The organism is Granulicella sp. L56, assembly GCF_009765835.1.
Classification (GTDB): Bacteria; Acidobacteriota; Terriglobia; order Terriglobales; family Acidobacteriaceae; genus Edaphobacter.
Genome location: NZ_LMUS01000001.1, coordinates 201,250 through 223,845, shown reverse-complemented (window position 1 = coordinate 223,845; position 22,596 = coordinate 201,250). Strand labels below are relative to the sequence as shown.

Below are 22,596 nucleotides of genomic sequence, written 5' to 3'. Positions count from 1 at the left end.
AATCAAGGAGAAATGCAATGAGGTTGTATCAAATGGCGGACGCCGTCCGGTACGAGATGATGAATGCCGACGAACTGCGTGAGACGTTTCTGCTGGAAGGGCTCTTCCAGCCCGGCGAAATCGAATTTGCGTATGTCGATCTCGATCGCACGGTCATCGGCTCCGCGGTGCCGACCAAGGCCGCGCTCAAGCTCGAAACCGAGCCTGAGCTGCGCGCCGATTATTTTCTGGAGCGTCGCGAGCTTGGCGTGCTCAACGTGGGTGGTGCTGGCTCGGTGACGGTTGACGGTAAGACCTTCGATCTCGACAAGCTAGACTGCCTCTACGTTGGACGCGGCTCGAAGGAGGTTTCGTTCACCAGCAAGGATGCGAAGAATCCCGCGAACTTCTACTTGCTCAGCTATCCTGCGCATGCCGAGTATCCGACGGCGACGGTGAAGTTTGCCGACCTTAAGGGGCTTGAGTTGGGGAGTGTGGAGACATGCAATAAGCGCACAATCTACAAGGCGATCTACAAACAGGGAATCAAGAGCTGCCAGCTTGTCATGGGCTTCACGCTGCTCGCCTCGGGCAGCAACTGGAACACCATGCCCGCGCACACGCACATGCGCCGCAGTGAGGTTTACTTCTACTTCGATGTTGACCCCGCGCACCGCGTATTTCACCTGATGGGACCGCCGGACGCCACCAGCCACCTGGTGATCGCGGACAAGGAAGTGGTGGTCTCGCCGGGCTGGTCGATTCATGCCGGTGTCGGCACGAAGAACTATGGCTTCTGCTGGGGCATGGGCGGAGAGAACCAGGCGTACGACGATATGGATGGCGTAGCCATCGCGGAGCTTAAGTAATGGCAGCAGGGAAGTCGGCAAATAGTCTCGTCCTTCGTTCGAAGGATGAATGCAAGTGGGATCTGGTTAGTCTTGGCGAAGTGATGCTTCGGCTCGATCCCGGCGATGTGCGTGTAGCTACGGCACGTCAGTTCAACGTGTGGGAGGGTGGCGGCGAGTACAACGTAGCTCGTGGCCTGCGCCGCTGCTTCGGTCTGAAGACGACTATTGTCACCGCGCTTGCCGATAATCCTGTAGGCCGCCTGCTCGAAGACCTGATGTTGCAGGGCGGTGTCGATCAGTCGCACGTCGTTTGGACGAAGTATGACGGCGTTGGCCGCACTACGCGCAATGGGTTGAACTTTACCGAGCGCGGCTTCGGTGTTCGCGCTGCTCTTGGCTGCTCTGACCGTGGCAACACCGCAGTCAGCCAGTTGAAGCCCGGTCAGATCGACTGGGATGAGATCTTCGGCAAAGAGGGCGCACGCTGGCTGCATACTGGCGGCATCTTCTGCGCGCTCAGTGAGACGACGCCTGAGGTCGCCAAAGAGGCGATGCTCGCTGCACGCAAGCACGGCACCATCATCAGCTACGACCTTAACTACCGCGACTCTCTGTGGAAGTCGATTGGCGGCAAGGCTCGCGCCACCGAAGTGAACCGCGAACTCGCAAATTACGTCGATGTCATGATTGGCAACGAAGAGGACTTTACTGCTGCACTGGGCTTTGAGATCGAAGGCGCAGGCGACGACCTCGCCGAACTCGACACCGGCAGCTTCCGCCGCATGATCGAGAAGGCAGTGACTACCTTCCCCAATTTCAAGGCAGTGGGGACTACGCTGCGCCATGCAAAGACGGCCACCGTTAACGATTGGGGCGCTGTCTGCTATTACGATGGGGCCTTTCATGAAGCGCGTCCCATGCCCGACCTAGAGATCTTCGACCGTGTCGGCGGCGGCGACTCCTTCGCTTCGGGGTTGATTTACGGCTTCCTCGACGAGAAGGGTGCCGACTGGGCGGTCAACTGCGGCTGCGCTCATGGTGCTCTTGCTATGACTACTCCGGGGGACACCACCATGGCTACCTTCGACGAAGTGCAGCGCGTGATGAAGGGCAGCGGAGCCAGAGTGCAGCGGTAGCTTGCAGAAAATTTATCAGCACAACCTGAGCTTAAGAATCAGGAGAGAGAATTAGAGATGCGTAAAGAAGAAGTATTGCAATCACTCCGCGAGATCGGTCTGGTACCGGTTCTCCGCGCGGAATCTGTAGATAAGGCCCTCGCCCTTGCCGAAGCCATCGCTGCCGGCGGAGTCACTGTGCTTGAGATCACCATGACCGTGCCTGGCGCGATCCAGGTGATGCGCAAACTGGCCGAGCAGCGCCCGGATATTCTTATCGGAGCCGGAACCGTGCTCGATGCTGAGACTGCGCGCATGTGCATCCTCGAAGGCGCAAAGTTTGTCGTCAGCCCTGCGCTCAATTTGCAGACCATTGAGATGTGCCATCGCTACTCCATCGCGGTGCTGCCTGGAGCGCTTACGCCGACTGAGATCGTTACGGCATGGCAGGCCGGAGCCGATGTGGTCAAGGTCTTTCCGGCAAGCGCCATGGGCGGAGCCAAGTACCTCACCGCACTCAAAGGACCTCTGCCTCAGGTGGATCTGATTCCGACTGGCGGCGTCTCTCTCGCCACTGCGGCCGAGTTCCTTAGCGCCGGGGCATTTGCTCTGGGCGTAGGGTCGGACCTTGTGGATGCGAAGGCCATGGCGGCGGGTAAGCCTGAGGTCGTTACCGAGACCGCCCGGAAGTATCTTGTCATCGTCAATGAGCATCGTGCCGGTAAAAAGAACTAATCCGTCTCTTCGCGGAAGCGAAGCCGCAAACTTCGCCTCATCTTTGAGGCAACGACGCAGCTTCGTTATGGCTTTGGCCGAGTGACCCAGAGCAGCGGCTGCCGAATGGGAAAGGTTCGCTGCAACTCTGCAATCTCTGTGTCTGCGGGCAGCATCTTCCAGAGGTCGGCGTACTCTGGCCGTGTATATGCTCGTGCGCAGAAGAGCAGGCTGGGCTGGCGCAGCGGCAGATCGTCAAAGTGGGTAGCGTCCGCCGGGTAGGGCCACGCGCCCTTGTTCCTGATAAACGGAAAGTGGCGCGCAATGGCTGCACGCATCCCCGGGCCATCCTGCAGGTCGTACTCCCACACACTGTCGAAGGGCGTGTAGAGCAACAGGCAGATCGCCGCGAGCATGTCCAGGTTGAAGAGCGAAAGCCGATAAGCATTCGGCGTTGAGAGTTCATGCGGAAATACCCCATCGGCGTTAATCTGGGCGCGAATCGTTACCGACTTATAGCGATGGCGAAGCTCTCCCAGCGGTGTGTCGTCGGTATTCGGCAAGAGCGCTAGACGCAGCCGCATGAACGCGATGGTTTGCAGCAGCCACGAGCTTCCGTGATGGTCCTTCTGGTCGCGCGCAAGCCCGGCGAACTGCGAGTTGTTGAGCCAATCGAAGTAGGTGCCAAACCACCTGGTCACGCCATCTGCATCGTTCTTCGTGAAAGCTTCCGCGTTCGTGAGGAAGGGAATTGCCTGCGCTACCTCCGCTAGATGAACTGTCTCCACAATGCCTTCAAAGCGCCCTGTCTTCGCAGGAAGAACAACGCTTGCATCCATGAGGCTCGGCGTCATGCTCGTAGCCGGATCGACGAACCATGCGCGCAGATGCCGTACGGCGGCCTCCGCATAGCGCTCTTCCTTTGTCAGCAGGTATGCCGCCACCAACGCAGGCACCCAGATGCTCAGGTCGAGCAGCGCATTGCGGTGCGCTGTGAATGCCGCCGGATTCGCTGATTCCTTTCGTTGCAGATAAGAGCCGTCCGTCTTCGCCGGGTCGGGCCAGTAGTCCTCGGCTTCGGAGTAGAAGTCATGGGGCGTTCCGGGGCTGCGCTTGCAGGGCAGCGTCGTCAGCGGAGTTGGCCGCTTGGTGAGATAGCTTTGCGCTGCTTTGAGGATGCGGTCGTGGTCGATTACCGCGACGTCCGGTCGAGCTGTCGATGCCTGTGCGATGAGCGGCCTCGGCAGAAGAATACCTGTAGTGACAGCGCCAGCGGCTTGCGTGCAAAAGATTCTGCGAGTGATCGGCATCGTTCGGCCTTCTTGTGCGGAAGAGTATCACGAAGTACGAAGTAGCGAGGAAAGCGGAGAAATCTCGACGCCTCCTCGCGAAAGCCGCGCTTGAAACGATAGGATTGTATGGGGAGATCATGTCGATTCGATTCGCTGGTTCAACTGCCGTCTGTCTGTTCTGTTCTGTTTCTTTAGCCTTCGCGACTCCGCGCAACGTGCAGGTATGCGTGCAGGACCAGCGTGGCGATGCGTTGTCCGGTGCCACGGTCCATGTCCAGAATCAGCCGCAGATATATTCCAGCAAGGTGGATGGATGCGCATCGGTGCCAGCAGATGTGGGGGCGCAGGTTCAGGTGGCTCACAGTGGTTTTGCTCCTGCGTTACAGACTGTAGGCGATCAGGACCCATTGGTGATCGTGCTGCGGGTTGCTGCTGCTTCAGAGAGTATCGAGGTGACGGCTGCGCGTATGCCCCTGGCGCTCGATGCCAGCGCCAGCAGCGTCCGCACTATGACCGGAGAGCAGCTTCAGGAGGCTCCCGGATTTACACTCGACGACGCGCTTCGTCAGGTTGCAGGCTTTCAGCTCTTTCGCAGGACCAGCTCGTGGGTCTCCAATCCAACGACGCAGGGAACATCATTGAGTGGGCTTGGCTCCACTGCTGTCAGCCGCACGCTTGTGCTGAGCGATCAGGTTCCACTGAACGACGCTTTTGGTGGATGGATTCATTGGAACGAGATTCCGGAGCTGGCTGTGCGTGATGTCGAACTAATGCGTGGCGGTGCTTCGGACCTCTACGGTTCGAGCGCTATTGGCGGCGTCATCGACGTGGTACCGGTGGTGCCGCAACATTTTGGCTATGCTGCGGATGTTTCGGGTGCAAGCGAAGAAACCTCGAGCGTCAACGGGCTGCTCACCGTGGGAGAGCACGGCTGGAGCGGACTTGCCGCAACGTCGCTCTTTCGCACCGATGGATACATTCTTACCGCTCCCGCAGTGCGCGGGTCTATCGATACAGCCTCGAACGTTCACTCGCAGAGCGGGCGGGTCGAGCTGCGACGTGCTCTCGGCAGCGATGGCAGCATATTTCTGCTCGGGAATCTGCTTAACGAAGCTCGCGGTAATGGAACACCGGCGCAGACCAACGCGACGCGCCTGTGGAGATACGCTGGCGGCGCAAACTGGTCTCCTGCGGATGCCGGACGGTTTTTTCTTCGTCTCTATGGTTCCGATCAGAACTATCGGCAGAGCTTTTCGTCGATTGCCGTCGACCGCGCTTCGGAGAAACTGACGAGCCTGCAGGGCGTTCCTTCGCAGCAGATTGGCGGCGCGGTGCAGTGGGCGCGCGGTTATGCGGGGAAGGTGACGCTGGTCGCGGGCGGCGACCTGATTGATACGCGTGCGACGGACAACGAGACTTCGGTTAAGAGCGGCGTCAATCAGCCAACGGTGAGCACCAGCGCGCGGCAGCGCGGCGACGGCATCTATGGAGAGGTGTTGTGGCAACCATCGACATGGTCGATTGCGTTCTCGTCGCGGCTCGATCGCTTTGGTAATTTAGACGCGAAGCAGACTACGGCAGGCTCGTCCGCGTCCACGCCGCTCCCTACCGTTCAGGAGACGGTCTTCGATCCGCGGCTCGGCATCGTCAAGAAGGTTGCTGGTGGCTTGTCGCTGACGGCCTCGGGCTTTCGCGCCTTTCGTGGACCGTCGCTGAACGAGTTGTACCGCAAATTTCAGGTAGGCCAGCAGATCACGCTGGCGAATGGAAATCTGCGGTCGGAGCGGGCTACGGGTTTTGAGGCCGGTGCGCTGGTGGATCTCTCGCGTTGGGGCTCGGTACGCGGCAGCTACTTCTGGACGCAGGTGAATCGTCCGGTGGCGTCGGTCGCCATCAGCTCCACTCCGACGAGTCAGCTACTGCAGCGTCAGAATTTGGGTCAGTTGGAGAGCCGTGGCCTCACTGCGGAGTATGAGTTGAAGCCGCTGCCGTTTCTCATGCTGACTGGTGGATATCAGTATGCAGTCTCGACGGTGACGAAGTTTCAGGCCGACCCTACGCTTGTAGGCAAGTGGACGGCGGAGGTGCCGCGAAACAGCGCAACGCTGCAGGCTCGATTTCACAAAGACAGGGTTGGCATTCTGAGTGTCGATCTTAGAACCAGCGGACAGTCGTTTGATGATTCTGCAAATCAATTTCGACTCGCTGGTTACGCTCAGGTGGATCTTTATGCTGAACATGCGTTTGGACGGCGGTGGCAGGTTTATAGCTCGGCGCAGAATCTCTTCAATACTGAGGTTCAGGCGGGACGAACTCCACTGCTGACCTTGGGCGCTCCGCGCATTGTCTCCGTCGGTGTTCGACTTCGCTAAGCTCCAAAGCTAAATACCCCATGTCCGAAGTTCCGGACATGGGGCACTCGATTAGTTTGAGGGAATCTGCTTTTTATTTATGCAAGTGCATGGGCCAGCCGAGGTATTTGGTGGTGGCTTCCTGGATGGGGGATGCGACGGTGGCGAAGTTGGCGGCCACGTGGTGTTCGAAGCCGTTCTCGCAGATGTAGCGGAGCAGTTGCTGCATGTTGGGGATCTCGACCACGCCTGCGCCGCCGAAGGTGTTGAGCGGATCATCGGTGAAATTGCCCTCGCCGACGTAGCCCTTGATGGTGCCCTCGAAGTCGTCGGTGGAGAAGCGGGCGAAGCTCATCGCGCCGGCCTTGACCGTACCGTCAAGCGTGCCGTAGGTGTTCTCCTTGCCGACGGTTCCGGCGATGATCTGCTGGAAGTCCATCTTCACGCCTTGATTGAAGAAGTGCTTGGGCAGGTTGGAGCAGTGGAAGCAGACCGCCTTGTCCGGGTTGTCGCCGTAGTTGTTGTTCCAGTCGAGCAGCGCCGAGGGCGTCTCGCTCGCCAGCGTGAGCGCGTACATGCTCAGCGTCCCCATGGTGTCGGTCTCGCAGGCGCTGGGCAACAGGTTCTCGCTCATCATGCTCATCACCGTGCAGGGGACGACGCCGAAGTATTCTTCCATCGAGGTCCAGCACTGCACCGAGCTGACGGTCAGTTCGCTCGCCTTCATCCATCCATCGATCACAGCGCCGAGCTTCGACATCTTCAGCAGCGCGGCCTCGGGAACGTTGTTGGTCGAGATGTACTTTTTGATGGTGGCGAGCTTTTGCTGAACGGCATCGTCGTTATCTTTCGTTCTTTCGATACGTCCGAAGACCTCGCTGAGATCGAGCGTCTCGACGGTGATGCCGCTCTTCTCAAGCAGCTTTTCGGAGTAGCGGACCGTGTTGAAGGCGGTGGGACGTGCGCCGATCGCGCCGATACGCAGGTTCTTCATGCCGTCGACGACGCGGCAGACCGCGGCGAACCACTCGAGATCGGCCTTGAACTCGGGCGAGTCCGGCGCCTCGGTGTGCAGCCGCGTCAGTGAGTAAGGGATGCCGTACTGGCGCAGATTATTCGAGATCGACATCTTGCCGCAGAAGCTGTCGCGGCGAAAGGCGATCGACATCTTGCCGGCGTGGTCGGGCGTGGCCTGGATCAGCACCGGGACCTGCAGATTCGCGAGGCGCAGCGTGTCGGCCAGCCCGCGCTCTTCGCCGAAGTTGGGCAGCGTGATGATGATGCCGTCGATCTCGGCGGCGTGCTTTTTGAACAGCGCGGCGCACTTCTTCGCGTCCTCGTAGGTCTCGACCGCGCCATGCGCCGTGTCTTCGGGCGTCAGCACGATCGGCTTGATCCCCGCTGCCTCCAGCGCCGCAATCACCTCCAGCCGCCCGCTCGTCGCCAAATGGCTCGGGAAAAATCCCCGGTTGCCCACTATCACACCCATCGTCATCTGCTTCGACATCTACGTCTCCAAATTGATTTGAACCCGCGAACGGGGCTTTACTGCATAGAATCGAATTGCACTCAGCGGCTGAAGCCGCGTTGATTCGATCGCGTTGACGGCGGGACTGAAGTCCGACCTTTCAAAACCGAGACTTAACTAGAGGAAGTTTTTAGGACAACTTCCGGTTCGGCCAGAATTTGATCGTATAGATTCCGCCAAACACAGTCATGACCGCGCCCCACCAAAGGGTCGGGTGCAGCGGCTGTAACCATGGCAGCAAGACCTCGTTCGGCGGAGGGTTGTGAAACTCAGAGATTCCGGTGAACACCAGCACCAGGCCGTAGGCCAGCATCAGGATGCCGCAGAAGAACCAGATTGACAGCTCGGCTGTCTCCACATCGCGTTTGTCGTTATCGCGTTTAGCATTCATAATCCAGCTCCTACCACAACATCAGGTTCAGAATAAAGAAGATGGTGATGACCACAATGGCCCAGAAGATCGGCTTCTGCCAGAGCGTCTTCGACCCGTCGTGCGGAATCGGCGTGACTCCGTAGACCAGACCACCAAGCTGCTCGACAGGCACGGGCTTCGTCATCAAGCTTACGATCACCGTGATGCTGACGCAGATGAGCCAGCTCCACAGGCCGCGATAGAGGTTCTCGGCCATCGGCTTTGCATCGGCGCTGAGAGCGATGTAGCGCAGCGCGGCGGGATCGCTATGCGTCCAGATGAACATGCCGATGGATGAGACCGTGCCTGCAAGCAGTCCCCAGAAGCCGCCAGCGTGGGTCGCGCGCTTCCACAACATGCCGAGGATGACGGTGCCGAACAATGGAGCGATGAAAAAGGTAAACAGCGCCTGAACGTAGTCCATGATGCTGTTCGCATTCATGACGAGATAGGCGGTGGCGACGCTGACCAACATGCCGACCACGGTCGACCAGCGGCCCATGGCGACGTAATGCTTATCGCTGGCCTTCTTGTTGATAAAGGCACCGTAGATGTCGTAGGTCCACACGGTAGAGAACGCGCTGACGTTACCCGCCATGCCGCTCATAAAGCCCGCAATCAGCGCTGTAATGCCGAGGCCCATCAGGCCCGGACCGCAGTAGCGGATCAGCATCAGTGGGAGGACGTCGTCGTAGCTGTGCTGTCCGGTCACCTTGGCGATGCTTGCGGGGACGAGGTGCATGACGCTGCCGTCGGGGTTCTTCAGTACGGCGAGTGCCAGCAGGCCGGGAACGATGACGATGAAGGGAACCGCCATCTTGAAGGCTGCGCCGATGACTGGTGCCATCTTGGCTGCACGCAGATTGTTTGCGCTCAGCACACGCTGGACGACGAGGAAGTCGGTCGTCCAATAACCGAAGCTGATGACGAAGCCCAGGCCAAAGACGATGCCGGTCCAGTGCACGCCCATGGGATTGTCTTTGAAGTGGCCTAGCGTGCTCCACAGATGGGTGTAGTCGCTGCGTCCGACGTTTACGGCGATCTGCGCCTTCAGGTTGGTCCATCCGCCTGCTTCGACGAGCCCAAGGATGGGAATCATCGCCGCGCCCGCCCAGATCAGGACGAACTGCAGGACCTCATTGATGATGGCCGACCGCAGGCCGCCCAGCATGACATAGAGCGCCACGGTTGCCGCGCCGACCCAGATGCTGAAGCTGATGTTCCAGCCGAGAACGGTCTGCATGACGACGGCCATGGCGTACATGTTCACGCCGCTCATCAGGATGGTCATGATGCCGAAGGAGACGGCGGACAGGCCGCGAGCGGGTTCGCCGAAGCGCAGTTGCAGGTATCCCGGCACCGAGTGCGTCTTCGAGATGTAGTAGAACGGCATCATCACGATGCCGAGGAAGAGCATCGCCGGAATCGCGCCGATCCAGTACCAGTGGGTTGCCAGAATGCCATACTGGTAGGCCGCGCCCGCCCATCCCATCAGCTCCAGCGATCCCAGGTTGGCCGATACGAAGCTCAGGCCTGCGATCCATGCCGTCATCTCGCGCCCGGCCAGGAAGAAGTCTTCGCTGGTGTTCGCCTTGCCTTTGGCATAGAAGCCGATGAATACGACCAGCGCGAAGTACAACGCCAGAATCAGAATGTCTACCGGGGCAAGTTTGGTCATTTGCCCCTTCATCATCAGCAGAGCAGCAAAAGCCTGCATCAGTCGAACCCCAGGCGAACGGTCCATACCTAATAGGCAGGGAGGCGTTCACACCCTCTCAATCAAAGCTGTTTGTATCTGGCGGAGTGTTGCGGAGCGAATTCACGGAAGGTGTCCAAACCCCCTCCAGAAAGCGTATTCCGATAATTTCCGTTCGTTGCCACTATACAGGATTCGATTCTCAATCAGCCAGCAAATAATTCAGGACGGATTGTGTTGTTTTCTGCAAGTAAATCGTTTTAGCTGTCGTCGGTCGCCTTGCCGTGAGCACTGTCTGATCAACCTGCCGCCGTATCTTCCTGCAACTCAAAGACGCAAGAGGGAATCTATTGAGGGGAGAGCGGCACTCGCTGCTCATGGAGATAGAAATATGCAGATTCGCAAAACAGGCACTCTTTTTCTTGCAGGCATCCTGACGCTTGGTATGTCATCGACCTTTGCTTTCTCACAGGATGGAGCCAAGCGGGACATGAAGGATGCCGGTCACGAGACGAAGAATGCAGCCAAGGACACCGGCCATGGCATCTCTACCGGAACGCAGAAGGCTTACCACAAGACGTCGGAGGGAACCCATACCGCGTACGACAAGACCAAGCACGGAACGAAGAAGGTTTACCACAAGTCTGCCAAGGGAACAAAGCATGTCGTTCACAAGGTAGAAGACAAGTAGATCAATACCGTGCCGTCGCAGTTTCTTGCGATAGTGGACGGCAAATTATTCTGCGAGAGCTGCCGTGTGCGCCGAACCCCAAAGCGCCTCGGCAGCGAGGCAGACCAATGCTATCCAGTACAGGTCTGCGCCCAGTAGATGCAGAATCTGTATCCAGGTGGGGGCCAGCAGTAAAACGTCGGCGATGCCGAGGAGGAATTGCAGGCCCAGCAAAGCCGCGACGATCCAACTGAGCCGCGAGCGTAACTTCATCACCAGCCAGATCACACAGCAGAACCCTACAACCGCCGCGGCTGGGTGGGCCCAGCGCATTCTTACCAACAGCGGGGAGTTGGCGGCGAAGTCCGACGCGAAACCTGCAAGCAGACTCGGAGAAGGGAACAGCGTGTCTGCCAGCGCTGCCACTGCTCCCGTGGCTCCGGTGAGGATGGTGGCGAGGATCGCCACCCAGGCAAGCACGGTAAGGCGATTGTCAGAGCGAACGAAGGGAGCGGTGAGCGTTCGACGGTCGCCAAGCCACCATGCTGTAAGCGCAAGCGATCCCAGAAATAGCAAAGTGTTGGTGAAGTGGATGGACTGCATAATGACGCGCGCGGTGGAGATGTTGTTCTGGACGTATCCGCCCAGCACCAACACTGCGCCCAGAAGCGCTTCCGTCAACAGCAATATGGCAGAGGCTACGGCTGCTCGACGTGCGCGGTGCCCGCGCTTGACGGCGTAGAAGGTCCAGATCACCAGGCCGATCACCAGAACCGTGCTGACTCCGGACATGGAGCGATGGGCAAACTCGATGACGGTTGCGAGGCGCGGATGGTGCGGGAAGAAATCGCCGTTGCAGAGCGGCCAGTTGTCTCCGCATCCGGCACCCGAGCCGGTGGCACGCACGACGGCTCCCCAAAGAATGACGAGCACGTTATAAGCAACGACTGCCCATGCATACCCTATCAACGCCTTTGGGATCCGGTTCACTGCCATTGCCGCCATAGTTTTTATTCTACGCAGCGGCAATCGAGTGGCCGATATTCGTCAACCGCTGGCCAGTTCTTTGGCTCGTTGCGTGGCCCGCTTTACGGCTTTGATCAGGGTCACTCGCAATCCGCCTTCTTCGAGTTCGAGAATTCCGTCGACCGTGCAGCCTGCCGGAGTGGTCACGGCATCTTTGAGGAGCGCCGGATGATATCCCGTCTCGAGCACCATTCTTGCCGAGCCGAGCGTCGTCTGCGCCGCCAGCAGCGTTGCGATATCGCGAGGCAGGCCGACATTGACGCCCGCCTCCGCTAGTGCCTCGATGATGATGTACAAAAATGCCGGGCCCGAGCCGGAGAGGCCGGTGACGGCGTCCATGTGCTTTTCGTCGACGACTACGGTGCGTCCGACGGTCTGAAAGATGCGCTGCGCGATGGCCATCTGTTCTTCGGAGGCGAAGCGTCCGCCGCAGAGTGCGGTGATTCCCGCAGCCAGCATCGCGGGAGTGTTAGGCATGGCGCGGATGACGCCGAGATCATGACCGGCAGCTTCTTCGATGCTCAGCGTTTTCACTGAAGCTGCGAATGAGAGCACCAGCTTGTCTGGGGAGAGCGCCGACTTGATCTGTTCGATCACACCCGGCACCTGAATGGGCTTTACGCCCAGCAGGATTACGTCCGCCTGTTGCGCTGCGGCCAGATTGTCCGTGGTGACCTCCACGCCAAACTGAGCGGAGAGTGCCTGCGCTCGATCCGGATGCTGCACCGTGGCGAAGATCTGATCTGGCGAGACCAGATTGTTTTTGAGAAAGGCCTGCAACAAAATGCCGCCCATTTTGCCAGTACCAAGAATCGCTACGCGCAGCCCAGGCATCACCGGGGCTGGCGCCACAACTTCATACGTTTCGTCGCTCATATAGAAAGGCTACCAGAGTGCTTTTTAAGACGTTACTTTTTCTGCGCGGCGATCCAGTCATTGACGCGTTGGTCGAGTACATCCATCGGCAGCGCGCCCGAATCGAGCACCTCGTCATGGAAGGCCTTGATGTCGAACTTCGGCCCGAGAGCAGTCTTCGCGCGGTCGCGCAGCTCCAGAATCTTCAACTGGCCCATCTTATATCCGAGCGCCTGTCCGGGCCACGCAATGTAGCGGTCGACTTCGGCCTGAATGTTGGTGTCGTCCATGGCCGTGTGCTCGTGGAAGTAGTCGATCATCTGCTGCCGCGTCCAGTGCTGCGAATGGACACCGGTATCGACGACAAGGCGTATCGCACGCCAGATGTCGGCTTCGAGACGGCCATAGTCGCTGTACGGGTCCTGATAGAAGCCGATCTCTTTGCCCAGCCGCTCGCTGTAAAGCGCCCAGCCTTCGGTGTAGGCGGTGTAGTAAGCCTGCTTGCGGAACTCAGGCAGGCCGGTCAGCTCCTGCCCGATGGAGATCTGCAGGTGATGGCCGGGGATGCCTTCGTGATAGGCGACGGCCTCGACTCCGGCCAGCGACCGCTCGGCGAAGTTGTAGGTGTTCACATCGACCTTGCCGGGACGCTTTCCATCGGCGCTGCCCTGATCGTAGAAGGCCTCTGCCTGATCCTTGGCGATGTACGAGGGCATCTCCACGACCTCCAGCTTCGCCTTGGGCAGCGTGCCGAAGAGCTCAGGCAGCTTCGGCTGCATCTGCGCGATGTATCCGCGATAGGCTTCCAGCAATTGCTCTTTGGAGGTCGGATGCTCTTTCGGATTCGTCTTCAGTGCCTCGTTGAAGCTCTTCAGATCGGCGAAGCCCAGCTTGTGCACAATCGCCAGCATCTCGGCTTCGTCCCGCTTTACCTCGTCGAGCCCGATTTGATGAATCTCCGTTGCGGTCTTGTTCAGCGTTGTGCTCTGGCGGATGCGAAACGCATAGTAGGCATCGCCATCAGGGAGCGCCCATGCGCCAGGGTCCTTGCGTCCCTTGGGAACGTAATCCACCTTCATGAACTTTGCGAAGCGCTGGTATGAGGGCAGCACATCGGTGGCGATGGCATTCAGCAACTCGCTGGTGATGCGCTTTTGATCCGCCGCGCTGACGGTCTTGGGAAACTTCTTGAGCGGCAGGGCAAAGGGGCTGTCCTCTGGCTTCTGGTCTGCCAGTGTCTGTACCTGGACCAGCACCTTTTCGAGCAGATATTCAGGCGGCATCCGTCCATCGTCGATGCCCATCTGCATGTTCGTCGTGATCTGCGAGAACGCCGTTGGCACCTTCTGTAGACGCGCGATGTAATCGTCGTAGTCCTTCACCGTATCGAAGGGAAGATCGTTCGGCATCTGCGCGAGATCGGTGTGGAAGCCGCTGAACTGGTTGACCGGCATCTCCCACTCTTTGAACTTGGCTGCCTCCTGATCGTCGATCAGCGAGCGCATCATCAGGTCAGCCGATAACTTCTCCTGATCGGGCAGGCTGGTCGTGTCGATCATTCCCAGCTTTTCGATATACCCGCGTCCGCGCGCGAGGGAAGCATTCACGGCTTGCACCGAGTAGTCCGTGAGCTGGTCGTTGTATCGCTTGTCGCCGAGGTAGGAGGCGTACTCGGGCGAGTGCTTCAGCTTGTCCTGCCATATCTCGTCGAACAGCGCGTTCAGCGCCTTGCTGCGGTCTGCGACGGATGCGTTGGCAGCCATGGCCGTTGGCAGCGAAACAATCTGCGCACGCGACGGAACTGCGTTGATGCAGCACATCAGGGCCAAACCACCGGCCAGCGAAATCTTCTTCATGGACATCCCTCAATCCCTTTTGCAGTTTACGTGAGTAAGGGCAATTGATGGGGCGGATGTGGAGGGAAACGAAAGTATTGAAGAGGGCGAGAACGAGGAGTAATATGCAGTTATGGACACTCATATCGATGCCGAGAAGTTCGATATCCAGAAGTTCGCTGAGAGCCTGGTGGAGGCTGGACGCGAAGGCGTTAGATGGGAACGTAAGAAGCTGGAGTGGATTTTAGAAGAAGAGAAAAAGCAGGATAAAACGAAGAGCGAAGCTGCTTGAGTCGTCCGGTTCTTACGATCATTGCCGGTTCCAATGGGTGCGGCAAGAGCACCCTTACATCCTCCGCGCGCGATAAATTTCAACAGAGCCCCATTCTTGATCCTGATGCAATTGCCAAGTCAATTCAAGAGACCCTCATCTCCAATCACTCCGATATTGAAGCTGGGAAGCGTTTGCTTCGTCTCGCGGAGGAGTTTATCGCTGCGCAACAGAGCTTTACTGTCGAGACCACTCTTTCCGGAAGCACGTACTTGCGGATGGCGACGCGAGCGAAAAAAGCCAACTTCAACATCATGGTCGTCTTTATCGGAACGGTCGATGTAGAGATCAATATCGAGCGGGTGAAAGCGCGAGTAAAGAAGGGCGGACATGATGTGTCCGAGGAAGACCAGCGACGGCGCTATCCACGGACATTAGCGAACATGAAGCGGCTTCTGCCTGATGCCGATCTTGCAGTCATTCTGGATAATTCTACAGAAACCGGTTATGTACTTGTGGCATTTGGCCATAAGGGCTATATGCATTGGAATGAACCGGTGCCAAAGTGGGCGACATCTTTTCAGATGTAATGAGTTCGACTTGCCTGAATCTCCTGTCTTGAGAAAAGCGGACATAAGTCCTTGTGTCCACCTATGACGACGTGAGAACTTTGAGGGCAGAGGGAACATCGATGTCATGGTCGTGGAGCGAGATCAAAGGCAGTCAGATTGAAGGGAAGGTCTTCTACACTTGGAGCACTTCCGGCAAAGCGCGCCACGTGGATTTCACCGTCGATTGCATTGATGAAATGGGAATCACATTTCGGAAGCAAAACGGCAAGATGCAACATGTACCCAGAGTGGCCGCGGAAAATGTTATTGAAAATTGGGATCTATATAAGGAAGGCCAGATTAGCCGCGCAGAATTAGCGGTGAAAAATTTCAGTACGTCTTACCTCTTTGGACTCTTACATGGCCTGGATAGCGGATTTGATTTCTAATCTGCTACTGCCTGTTCTAGCTCAACACTAGCGGTCGCGGGTGGTGACGAAGCCGGGAACCCAGAGCAGGGCGCGCTTGGCTTCGGAGTCGGGCAGGTCGGCGATGCTGAGCCGTGCGGCCTCGGCGTAGGCGCAGGCGGTATCCATAGCGTACTCGATGGAGCCGTGACGCTGAAGGATCTCAAGAATCTGCGGATGCGAGACGTTCTCGAAGCTGCGGTCGGCCAGCACGGTGCGGATGGCTTCGCGATCGGCTCCTGTTCCGCGCTCGAGCGCGTGGATGACGGCTAGAGTAGCTTTGCCTTCGCGCAGGTCGGAGGCTACGGGCTTGCCGAGGACGTCTTCGGCAGCGGTGAGATCGAGAACGTCGTCGACAATCTGGAAGGCGAGGCCAAGGTTGCGCCCGTATTCGCCTAGCTGGGACTCGATCTCATTGCTTGCCTGAGTGACCGCGGCCCCAAGTTGCATGGAGACCTTGAACAGGAAGGCGGTCTTGCGGAAGATCAGGTCGAAGTACTCTTCCTCGTTGATGAGATGGCCCAGCTTTTCGATCTGGAGCAGCTCGCCTTCGACCATCTGCTTGGTGAGCGAGATAAGAAGGTCGAGAACATGGAAGTTGCGCTCTTCAAGCGCGGTCGCGAAGGACTGCATGTAGAGCCAGTCGCCCGCGAGGACGCACTTGGAGTTGCCCCAAGTGGTGTTCGAGGAGGGGCGGCCACGGCGGGTGTCAGCCTCGTCGATGATGTCGTCGTGGACGAGGGTTGCGGTGTGCAGCATCTCCACGACCGCGCCCAGCCGAATGCGGCTGTGGCTGTCGCATCCAAGCGCCTTGGCCGAGAGCAGCAACAGCAGCGGACGGATGCGTTTGCCGCCGCCTGCGATGAGGTACTGGGCGATGTCGGTGATGACGGCGACATCGGACGAGGATTGCCTGGCGAACTCGCGCTCGATGGCAGCGAGGTCGTCACGGAGGAGGTCGAAGACCTCGGCTGCAGTCGCGATGGAGAGCGTGCTCACTCGTATCTAAGAGTATCAGGGTTGGGAGTATCAGAATTTCGTGCTAGTTGGAGCGGAAATTGGTGAACTGGAGGTCCACGCCCAGATCTTTGCCGCGCAGCAGCGCCATGACTTCCTGAAGCACATCGCGGTCTTTGCTGACCACGCGAACGGTATCGCCCTGGATGCTGGCCTGTGCCTTCTTCTTCGAGTCCTTGATGAGGGCCACAACCTGCTTCGCCTTCTCAGAGGGAATGCCCTGAATCAGCTTGATCTTCTGGCGGACGCTGGAGTTCGAGGCCGGCTCGATCTTCTCGTACTCAAGGTTCTTGAGCGAGACACCGCGCTTGACCAGCTTCTGCGAGAGGATCTCGATGACTGCCTTGAGGGTGTACTCGCTTTCCGAAGCCAGTTGAATGGCGTCGGTGCCTTCGAGCTCGATTTTGGACTTGGAGTCCTTGAGGTCGAAGCGGGCATGGACCTCTTTGCTGGCCTGGTCGATCGCGTTTTTGACTTCCTGAAGTTCTACTTTGCTGACTACGTCGAAGCTATTGTCGGATGCCATATTTTTCCTCTTGCTTCTGGTTTCTTATTTTCTATTCTGCCGCTTTTTATTATGTCAGGCCGTCGTGGGGAAAAGACGCTTGAAGTTTTCGGTCGTAATTGCTGCAAGCTCTTGTGATGAGATGCCGCGAAGGGCGGCGAGGGTTTCGGCGGTATGGACGACGAGTGCGGGCTCGTTGCGCTGGCCTCGATGAGGAATGGGAGCGAGGAAGGGAGCGTCGGTCTCGACCAGAATGCGGTCGGAGGGAGCGGCGACTGCGGCATCGCGGATGGATTGAGCCTTGGGATAGGTGAGGTTGCCTGCGAAGGAGAGATAGAAGCCTGCATCGAGCGAGCGCTGGGCCTGCTCGACGGTGCCGGAGAAGCAGTGCATGATGCCGCCGAGTCCGTGATGAGTCCAATGGGAGGCGATGAGAGCGAGAAGGTCCTCCCAGGCATCGGCTTCGCCGTACTTCTCTTTGGCTTGCGGAGTGGCGAGCTCGCTGGTGCGGCAGTGAATGAGTATGGGCTTCTTTGCGGCGGCAGCTATCTCCATCTGGGCGATGAAGGCTTGTTTTTGGATAGGCGGCTCGGGGTTTTCGACGTGGTAGTAGTCGAGGCCGATCTCGCCGAGGGCGACGCACTTTGGATCAGCCGCCAATCGGGCTAATTTGGTGAGGGCTTCGCTGTCTGCTTTGGCGGCTTCCTGGGGATGGATGCCGACGCTGGCGTAGATGCGAGGCTCACCGGTGCTGGCGTGGGCGATTTCGAGCGCCTGCTGCATGGTGTCGGGGCCTTCGCCGATGCCGATGGCGAGGATGCTGTGGACGCCTGCGGCGTAGGCCCGGCGAAGGACCTCTTCTCTGTCGTCGGTGTAGAAGTCGAGATGGGCGTGGGAATCGATCAGAGTCATGGGCAGTTCTCAGAGTAATGCAATGGTCTGGAGAGAGATGCCATACGGCGATCGATCTTTAGCTAAGTATAGTATTTGCAATCTTATAGAGAAAGATGGCGGGCTCAGGATGAGATCGATTGCGGATTGGTGTCGTAGCATGGCGGCATGAAAAATATCGGCAGGCAGAGGTTGTGGACTGTTCTTTTGGGTGCTCTCGTTTTAGGTGGAGGGATGGCCTTGGCACAGAGTACGACTGCGGTGTCTCCAAAGGCGAGTGCGGAGCTGGCGCAGGCGAAGGTGTTTCCTTTTGACGAGATGCCGGTCAGAAAGATGGCCAATGGTGGGGAGAGCCGGAGTATCGTGCAGGGTTCGCTGGCGACGGGAGAGAGCGTTGCGCTGCACGAGTCGATGCTTCCGGTGGGCAGCGTACCGAACCCGGCGCACAGGATCGAGCACTCCGAGTTCATCGTGGTGAGGGAGGGAACGCTGGAGTTCGACCATGACGGCAACGCCGAAAAAGTGGGGCCGGGTGGCGTGATTTATGTGGCTTTTGGGACCCTTCATCAGGTGAAAAACGTGGGAGATGTCCCGGCGAAGTACGTCGTCGTCGCGATTGGCGGCGATACGGCAAAGTAACGGGAAGTGAGGCAGGAGGGAGGTTTTGGGCGCAAGGCTCCATGCACCAAAGTTGTAGAAAGTTTCGGCGGCAATTCTGCTTTCTGCTGGTAGTTTCTAGTGAGTCAACATGCTCTCTTATCTCCTCCCCAGGAGCGAACCCACGATGCGCCGCAGCCTTCTTGCCCTCTTATCGATCGCACTTCTTAGCTTTGGCATCTCCGCCCACGCCAGCACAATCATTCCCGGCGTCTATAACCTCGACGACGCCTTTGTCAGCGGCTTTGCCGTTACCGGGACGGTCACCTTGAACAGCACTGGCAATGTCACGCTGGCCAATCTGACGTTCAATGACCCGAGTTTCAGCAATCCGGGCCTGCCGACCTTTAATCAGGTATCGGTAACGAACACCTACAACGGGCTGGGGCAGAACTACATCACTTCTACCAACAACAGCGGCCAAATCGCGCTTTACTTCAATACGACGGCCAATGCCAATGGCAACCTCGGCCTCTGCCTGGGCAGTGCACAGTGCGGGACTGCGAACGGAACGGTCGATCCCTCGTCGCTTCAGCTCTATGGGTTCTATAACAGCGCGATTGGAAGCAATCCGGGGCTTGCGAACACAAACTTCAGCAGTGGATATCTGACACAGGCCGACGCCACACCGACCGCGCTGACGCCGGAGCCCTCGTCGCTGTTTCTGCTGGGCACGGGCATTATCGGGCTGGCTGGGATATCGCGCCTGATGAAGCCGTCGGCCCGTTTTGGCGGCTCTGATAAAGCGCCGGATACCTTGGCGAAGGATGAAACCAGCGCGTAAGATGGCGGCATGAAAAATTTGAGCCGCCGTGATCTTTGTGTTGCCCTGTCCGCCTTTGCAGCGATGGGGAGTGTGTCGTCCGACGCTCAGGTATTGCCGCCGCCGGGAACGAAGGTGTTGTCCGAGTCCGAGGCATTTCCGTACGATCAGCTCCCGGTGAGCCACTCGAAGAACGGTGGCGAGAGCAGGCATGTGACGCAGGGCGTGCTGCCGACCGGCGAGTACGTCGAGATGCATGAGACGACCCTGCCGCCGGGACAGATGCCGCATCCGCCGCACAAACACAGGCACTCGGAGTTCATGCTGATTCGGGTGGGCACGGTGGAGTTCGACAACGATGGCAACAAAGAGACGGTCGGACCCGGTGGGGTGATCTTTGCCGCCTCGGACAAGACGCACGGGCTGAAGAATGTCGGTAATGTTGCGGCACAGTATTTCGTGATTGCGATTGGGCAGGAGTCCCCGATGCAGCGGGTTTGAGTTGTGCTGAGGCGCAGAAGGCTTAGCCCCGGTTTTGCACCGATGGCATCGATTTAGAAAAAGGCAAAATACAGGGGTCTCTCCGCTGCGTCACGGACGATGAAGCTGTCCGTGACTTCAGTCGAGATGACGTGCGTTTGGGTGAGGATTGGAAAAACTGCGATGGCGTTATTTGAGTCGAGAGCCTAAGGCGATGTCTTCGCCGAAGGTGGCGAGAACGGGCTTGCCGTCTTCGCCGTGCGAGGCGGCGAGCAGCATACCGTGGGATTCAAGGCCGCGCATCTTGCGGGGGGCGAGGTTGGCGATGACGACGATGTTGCGGCCGATCAGCTCCTCGGGCGTGTACCACTGCGCGATGCCGGAGAGTATCTGGCGCTTTTCGTAGCCGAGGTCTACTTCGAGGCGGAGCAGCTTGTCGGCCTTGGGGATGCGCTCGGCGACGATGATTTTGGCGACGCGGAGATCGATCTTGACGAAGTCGTCGATGGCGATCTGGGGGGTGTCGGGGATGCTGGAGGCGGCAGCCGCGTTGGCGAAGACACCGGAGGCGGCGGCTTCGGTGTGGGAGGTCGTGACGCGCTCGGTGGTGACAGCGTGGCTGCCGCCGACTTTGGCTCCGGGATTGTGCTCCTCGAGCGCCGAGGTGCGGGGGGCTGCGGCGGGGTGGGTCGATTCGGCGATTGGATTCATCGATGGAGTTGCGGACTCAGAGGAGATGGGCGACTCGCGGAACTCGGTGTGGGTGTGAGCAGGGTTGTCGACCTCGAGATTGACGTGAGGGAGGCCGGCGGGTTCGGCTGGCTTGGGTGCGGCGTTGCTTAGTTCCATATCGGTCATTGTCTCGATGAGTTCCTTGGGTGCTCGGGGGAAGATGGGGGAGAGTGGGCCTAGTTTTGTGCCGGGTTTGAGGCCTCCCCATTGGAGATTTTTTAGTTCGCCGTTGCGTGCGGCTTCTTCGATGGAGCCGAGGCCTAGTTGGGTCCAGACTTTGGATGTGGCGTAAGGGAGGATGGGGTAGAGGAGCGCGGTGATGAAGCGGATGGATTCGGCTGCGGTGTAGAGGACGGCAGCGAGTTGTTGCTTCTGTTCCGGAATGGCGGCGAGCTTCCAAGGTGCGTTCGATGTAATGTAGTTGTCGGCGCTGGCGATGGCTTGCCATGCATTTTGCAGATCAGTTGCAAACTCAGAGCCTGCTGCCGAGGGTTCGTTAGGGACGATGTATGTCCTTTGCGTGCCTACTGCCCCCCCGAGGGCAGAGGAGGTGATGTCGATTGTGACTTCGGTTGGATCAGGGACGATGCCATCAAAGTATTTACCGATCATTGCTAACGTGCGGCTGACGAGGTTGCCGTAGCCGTTGGCGAGGTCGCTGTTGTAGCGCTGGACTAAGGCGTCGAAGCTGAAGCTGCCGTCCTGGCCGAAGGGAATTTCGCGGAGGAGGAAGTAGCGGATGACGTCGGCGGCGAAGAGGTCTTGTTCGGCTTTGGGGACGTCCGGTTTTAGGGTGCCGAAGGCGTCGAGGATGGTTTCGGTGCGGACGATGTTGCCGCGGGACTTCGACATCTTCGATTCTTCAAAGAGGAGCCAGCCGTGGGCGGTGATGGCTTTGGGCAGCGGCAGGCCAGCGGCCAGCAGGAAGGCAGGCCAGTAGACGCAGTGGAAGCGGATGATCTCTTTGCCTACGAGATGGAGATCGGCGGGCCAGTATTTTTTGAAGTTTTCCTGATCGGCGTGGTCGTCGGAGCCGTAGCCGATGGCGGTCATGTAGTTGGCGAGGGCATCGAGCCAGACGTAGATGACGTGCTTCTCGTCGCCGGGGACGGGGATGCCCCACTTGAAGCTGCTGCGGGAGATGCTTAGGTCTTTGAGTGCCCCGGGGACGTAGGGGGTGCCTTTGGCGGAGTGGGCGATGGTGGGTGTGGGGGAGTTTTGGAGTGGTCCATCCCAGGTCTGAGAGTCCAGACCTGGGGCACCCGGTTTTGTGGATTGTTCTGTAGCTTGATTGACGTTGCCGCGGAGGAAGCTGAGGACTTCGTTCTTGCGGACCTCGGGCTGGATGTTGAGCTCGCCGCTTTCGATCAGGTCGATGAGGGGGCGCTGGTATTCGGAGAGGCGGAAGAAGTAGTTCTCTTCAGTGACGGTCTCGGTGGGCTTGCCGTCGGGGCCGATGGTGCCGGGAGGGCCGTCGATGAACATCTCTTCGCCGACGCTGTACTGGCCGGTGTAGGTGCTGAGGTAGATCTTGTCGCGGTCGCGGAGGAGTTGGAAGAGCTTCTGGACGCCGCGTTTGTGGCGGGGTTCGGTGGTGCGGATGTAATCGTCGTTGGTGATGCCCATGCGCTTCCAGAGCGACTCGAACTGGGCGGAGACCTGGTCGGCGAACTGCTGCGGGGGGATGCCGGCGGCGGTGGCGGAGCGCTCGATCTTCTGGCCGTGCTCGTCGGTGCCGGTGAGGAAGAAGGTGTCGTCGCCGAGCAGGCGATGGCGGCGGGCGATGACGTCGGCAGCGATGGTGGTGTAGGCGTGGCCGATGTGCGGGCGCGCGTTGACGTAGTAAATGGGCGTGGTGAGGTAGAACTTTTTCTGAGCTTCAGACATGATGGGGGCCATGGTCAGTCTAGCAGGGTAAGGGGAGTGAATTTCGGTGGC

At 58.7% G+C, this 22,596-nt stretch carries 22 protein-coding genes; 11 read left to right on the top strand and 11 right to left on the bottom strand.

The window, feature by feature from the left end:
- The first annotated feature begins 17 nt into the window (after nucleotides 1-17).
- The 3 genes from kduI to eda are packed head-to-tail and all read left to right on the top strand — an operon-like array spanning nucleotide 18 to nucleotide 2,680.
- Nucleotides 18-848: a 5-dehydro-4-deoxy-D-glucuronate isomerase gene (gene kduI, locus GSQ81_RS00970; protein ID WP_158908886.1), complete on the top strand. Its 831-nt coding sequence runs from the start codon at nucleotides 18-20 to the stop codon at nucleotides 846-848.
- A complete protein-coding gene (locus GSQ81_RS00965) occupies nucleotides 848-1,966 on the top strand; it encodes a sugar kinase (protein ID WP_158908885.1) in 1,119 nt (372 codons plus the stop codon). The genes kduI and GSQ81_RS00965 overlap by 1 nt, the downstream gene beginning before the upstream one ends.
- Before the next feature lie 57 nt (nucleotides 1,967-2,023).
- Entirely contained in the window at nucleotides 2,024-2,680 is a 657-nt protein-coding gene (gene eda / locus GSQ81_RS00960; protein ID WP_158908884.1) for a bifunctional 4-hydroxy-2-oxoglutarate aldolase/2-dehydro-3-deoxy-phosphogluconate aldolase, read from the top strand.
- Nucleotides 2,681-2,745: 65 nt separating this feature from the next.
- Here the strand turns inward: eda and GSQ81_RS00955 are convergent, their stop codons facing one another.
- Nucleotides 2,746-3,969 (bottom strand): alginate lyase family protein, encoded by a 1,224-nt coding sequence (locus GSQ81_RS00955; RefSeq protein WP_158908883.1) that lies wholly within the window; start codon nucleotides 3,967-3,969, stop codon nucleotides 2,746-2,748.
- A 119-nt stretch (nucleotides 3,970-4,088) separates the two neighbouring features.
- Between GSQ81_RS00955 and GSQ81_RS00950 the strand changes: the two genes are divergently transcribed.
- Nucleotides 4,089-6,323, top strand: a complete 2,235-nt coding sequence (locus GSQ81_RS00950) for a TonB-dependent receptor (protein WP_158908882.1) — start codon at nucleotides 4,089-4,091, stop codon at nucleotides 6,321-6,323.
- Between the two features lie 73 nt (nucleotides 6,324-6,396).
- Here GSQ81_RS00950 and GSQ81_RS00945 read toward each other — a convergent pair whose 3' ends face one another.
- The 3 genes from GSQ81_RS00945 to GSQ81_RS00935 form a co-directional block, all read right to left on the bottom strand.
- Nucleotides 6,397-7,809: an L-fucose/L-arabinose isomerase family protein gene (locus GSQ81_RS00945; protein ID WP_158908881.1), complete on the bottom strand. Its 1,413-nt coding sequence runs from the start codon at nucleotides 7,807-7,809 to the stop codon at nucleotides 6,397-6,399.
- A gap of 151 nt (nucleotides 7,810-7,960) precedes the next feature.
- Nucleotides 7,961-8,221, bottom strand: a complete 261-nt coding sequence (locus tag GSQ81_RS00940; protein ID WP_158908880.1) for a hypothetical protein — start codon at nucleotides 8,219-8,221, stop codon at nucleotides 7,961-7,963.
- A gap of 10 nt (nucleotides 8,222-8,231) precedes the next feature.
- The gene (locus GSQ81_RS00935; protein WP_254059916.1) at nucleotides 8,232-9,920 is read right to left on the bottom strand and encodes a sodium:solute symporter family protein; all 1,689 of its coding nucleotides are present in this window, start codon (nucleotides 9,918-9,920) and stop codon (nucleotides 8,232-8,234) included.
- 409 nt (nucleotides 9,921-10,329) lie between these two features.
- On the opposite strand from GSQ81_RS00935, the gene GSQ81_RS00930 reads away from it, so the two are divergent.
- Nucleotides 10,330-10,629: a hypothetical protein gene (locus GSQ81_RS00930; protein WP_158908879.1), complete on the top strand. Its 300-nt coding sequence runs from the start codon at nucleotides 10,330-10,332 to the stop codon at nucleotides 10,627-10,629.
- A gap of 45 nt (nucleotides 10,630-10,674) precedes the next feature.
- On the opposite strand, the gene GSQ81_RS00925 is transcribed toward GSQ81_RS00930, so the two are convergent.
- From GSQ81_RS00925 to GSQ81_RS00915, 3 genes are read right to left on the bottom strand one after another with little or no spacing between them, the layout of a single operon-like run.
- The gene (locus tag GSQ81_RS00925; RefSeq protein ID WP_254059915.1) at nucleotides 10,675-11,604 is read right to left on the bottom strand and encodes a COX15/CtaA family protein; all 930 of its coding nucleotides are present in this window, start codon (nucleotides 11,602-11,604) and stop codon (nucleotides 10,675-10,677) included.
- Nucleotides 11,605-11,655: 51 nt separating this feature from the next.
- Nucleotides 11,656-12,510, bottom strand: a complete 855-nt coding sequence (gene proC, locus GSQ81_RS00920) for a pyrroline-5-carboxylate reductase (protein WP_158908877.1) — start codon at nucleotides 12,508-12,510, stop codon at nucleotides 11,656-11,658.
- Between the two features lie 32 nt (nucleotides 12,511-12,542).
- The gene (locus tag GSQ81_RS00915) at nucleotides 12,543-14,345 is read right to left on the bottom strand and encodes a DUF885 family protein (protein ID WP_158908876.1); all 1,803 of its coding nucleotides are present in this window, start codon (nucleotides 14,343-14,345) and stop codon (nucleotides 12,543-12,545) included.
- A gap of 112 nt (nucleotides 14,346-14,457) precedes the next feature.
- Between GSQ81_RS00915 and GSQ81_RS00910 the strand changes: the two genes are divergently transcribed.
- The 3 genes from GSQ81_RS00910 to GSQ81_RS00900 are packed head-to-tail and all read left to right on the top strand — an operon-like array spanning nucleotide 14,458 to nucleotide 15,595.
- Nucleotides 14,458-14,616, top strand: a complete 159-nt coding sequence (locus tag GSQ81_RS00910; RefSeq protein ID WP_158908875.1) for a hypothetical protein — start codon at nucleotides 14,458-14,460, stop codon at nucleotides 14,614-14,616.
- Complete coding sequence (locus GSQ81_RS00905; protein ID WP_158908874.1) at nucleotides 14,613-15,185, top strand: zeta toxin family protein; 573 nt, start codon at nucleotides 14,613-14,615, stop codon at nucleotides 15,183-15,185. The genes GSQ81_RS00910 and GSQ81_RS00905 overlap by 4 nt, the downstream gene beginning before the upstream one ends.
- A gap of 53 nt (nucleotides 15,186-15,238) precedes the next feature.
- On the top strand, nucleotides 15,239-15,595 hold the full coding sequence (locus tag GSQ81_RS00900) for a hypothetical protein (protein WP_158908873.1): 357 nt from the start codon (nucleotides 15,239-15,241) through the stop codon (nucleotides 15,593-15,595).
- Nucleotides 15,596-15,622: 27 nt separating this feature from the next.
- On the opposite strand, the gene GSQ81_RS00895 is transcribed toward GSQ81_RS00900, so the two are convergent.
- From GSQ81_RS00895 to GSQ81_RS00885, 3 genes are read right to left on the bottom strand one after another with little or no spacing between them, the layout of a single operon-like run.
- On the bottom strand, nucleotides 15,623-16,612 hold the full coding sequence (locus GSQ81_RS00895) for a polyprenyl synthetase family protein (protein WP_158908872.1): 990 nt from the start codon (nucleotides 16,610-16,612) through the stop codon (nucleotides 15,623-15,625).
- A gap of 43 nt (nucleotides 16,613-16,655) precedes the next feature.
- Nucleotides 16,656-17,156, bottom strand: coding sequence for a YajQ family cyclic di-GMP-binding protein (locus GSQ81_RS00890; RefSeq protein ID WP_158908871.1), 501 nt, complete (start codon nucleotides 17,154-17,156; stop codon nucleotides 16,656-16,658).
- Nucleotides 17,157-17,210: 54 nt separating this feature from the next.
- Nucleotides 17,211-18,047, bottom strand: coding sequence for a TatD family hydrolase (locus GSQ81_RS00885; protein ID WP_158908870.1), 837 nt, complete (start codon nucleotides 18,045-18,047; stop codon nucleotides 17,211-17,213).
- A gap of 213 nt (nucleotides 18,048-18,260) precedes the next feature.
- Between GSQ81_RS00885 and GSQ81_RS00880 the strand changes: the two genes are divergently transcribed.
- The 3 genes from GSQ81_RS00880 to GSQ81_RS00870 all read left to right on the top strand — a co-directional run bounded on the left by GSQ81_RS00880 (nucleotide 18,261) and on the right by GSQ81_RS00870 (nucleotide 19,947).
- Nucleotides 18,261-18,665: a cupin domain-containing protein gene (locus tag GSQ81_RS00880; RefSeq protein WP_158908869.1), complete on the top strand. Its 405-nt coding sequence runs from the start codon at nucleotides 18,261-18,263 to the stop codon at nucleotides 18,663-18,665.
- A 145-nt stretch (nucleotides 18,666-18,810) separates the two neighbouring features.
- Nucleotides 18,811-19,467, top strand: a complete 657-nt coding sequence (locus tag GSQ81_RS00875) for a PEP-CTERM sorting domain-containing protein (protein WP_158908868.1) — start codon at nucleotides 18,811-18,813, stop codon at nucleotides 19,465-19,467.
- Between the two features lie 9 nt (nucleotides 19,468-19,476).
- Nucleotides 19,477-19,947: a cupin domain-containing protein gene (locus GSQ81_RS00870; protein ID WP_158908867.1), complete on the top strand. Its 471-nt coding sequence runs from the start codon at nucleotides 19,477-19,479 to the stop codon at nucleotides 19,945-19,947.
- A 168-nt stretch (nucleotides 19,948-20,115) separates the two neighbouring features.
- On the opposite strand, the gene metG is transcribed toward GSQ81_RS00870, so the two are convergent.
- Nucleotides 20,116-22,557: a methionine--tRNA ligase subunit beta gene (metG, locus tag GSQ81_RS00865; protein ID WP_254059914.1), complete on the bottom strand. Its 2,442-nt coding sequence runs from the start codon at nucleotides 22,555-22,557 to the stop codon at nucleotides 20,116-20,118.
- Nucleotides 22,558-22,596: the final 39 nt, after the last annotated feature.

What these genes read in the sequence shown, in the direction of transcription:
- kduI (WP_158908886.1), top strand. Translation starts at nt 18, where the DNA reads ATGAGGTTGTATCAAATGGCGGACGCCGTCCGGTACGAGATGATGAAT.
- GSQ81_RS00965 (WP_158908885.1), top strand. Translation starts at nt 848, where the DNA reads ATGGCAGCAGGGAAGTCGGCAAATAGTCTCGTCCTTCGTTCGAAGGAT.
- eda (WP_158908884.1), top strand. Translation starts at nt 2,024, where the DNA reads ATGCGTAAAGAAGAAGTATTGCAATCACTCCGCGAGATCGGTCTGGTA.
- GSQ81_RS00955 (WP_158908883.1), bottom strand. Translation starts at nt 3,969, where the DNA reads ATGCCGATCACTCGCAGAATCTTTTGCACGCAAGCCGCTGGCGCTGTC.
- GSQ81_RS00950 (WP_158908882.1), top strand. Translation starts at nt 4,089, where the DNA reads ATGTCGATTCGATTCGCTGGTTCAACTGCCGTCTGTCTGTTCTGTTCT.
- GSQ81_RS00945 (WP_158908881.1), bottom strand. Translation starts at nt 7,809, where the DNA reads ATGTCGAAGCAGATGACGATGGGTGTGATAGTGGGCAACCGGGGATTT.
- GSQ81_RS00940 (WP_158908880.1), bottom strand. Translation starts at nt 8,221, where the DNA reads ATGAATGCTAAACGCGATAACGACAAACGCGATGTGGAGACAGCCGAG.
- GSQ81_RS00935 (WP_254059916.1), bottom strand. Translation starts at nt 9,920, where the DNA reads ATGACCAAACTTGCCCCGGTAGACATTCTGATTCTGGCGTTGTACTTC.
- GSQ81_RS00930 (WP_158908879.1), top strand. Translation starts at nt 10,330, where the DNA reads ATGCAGATTCGCAAAACAGGCACTCTTTTTCTTGCAGGCATCCTGACG.
- GSQ81_RS00925 (WP_254059915.1), bottom strand. Translation starts at nt 11,604, where the DNA reads ATGGCAGTGAACCGGATCCCAAAGGCGTTGATAGGGTATGCATGGGCA.
- proC (WP_158908877.1), bottom strand. Translation starts at nt 12,510, where the DNA reads ATGAGCGACGAAACGTATGAAGTTGTGGCGCCAGCCCCGGTGATGCCT.
- GSQ81_RS00915 (WP_158908876.1), bottom strand. Translation starts at nt 14,345, where the DNA reads ATGAAGAAGATTTCGCTGGCCGGTGGTTTGGCCCTGATGTGCTGCATC.
- GSQ81_RS00910 (WP_158908875.1), top strand. Translation starts at nt 14,458, where the DNA reads ATGGACACTCATATCGATGCCGAGAAGTTCGATATCCAGAAGTTCGCT.
- GSQ81_RS00890 (WP_158908871.1), bottom strand. Translation starts at nt 17,156, where the DNA reads ATGGCATCCGACAATAGCTTCGACGTAGTCAGCAAAGTAGAACTTCAG.
- GSQ81_RS00885 (WP_158908870.1), bottom strand. Translation starts at nt 18,047, where the DNA reads ATGACTCTGATCGATTCCCACGCCCATCTCGACTTCTACACCGACGAC.
- GSQ81_RS00880 (WP_158908869.1), top strand. Translation starts at nt 18,261, where the DNA reads ATGGCCTTGGCACAGAGTACGACTGCGGTGTCTCCAAAGGCGAGTGCG.
- GSQ81_RS00875 (WP_158908868.1), top strand. Translation starts at nt 18,811, where the DNA reads ATGCGCCGCAGCCTTCTTGCCCTCTTATCGATCGCACTTCTTAGCTTT.
- GSQ81_RS00870 (WP_158908867.1), top strand. Translation starts at nt 19,477, where the DNA reads ATGAAAAATTTGAGCCGCCGTGATCTTTGTGTTGCCCTGTCCGCCTTT.
- metG (WP_254059914.1), bottom strand. Translation starts at nt 22,557, where the DNA reads ATGGCCCCCATCATGTCTGAAGCTCAGAAAAAGTTCTACCTCACCACG.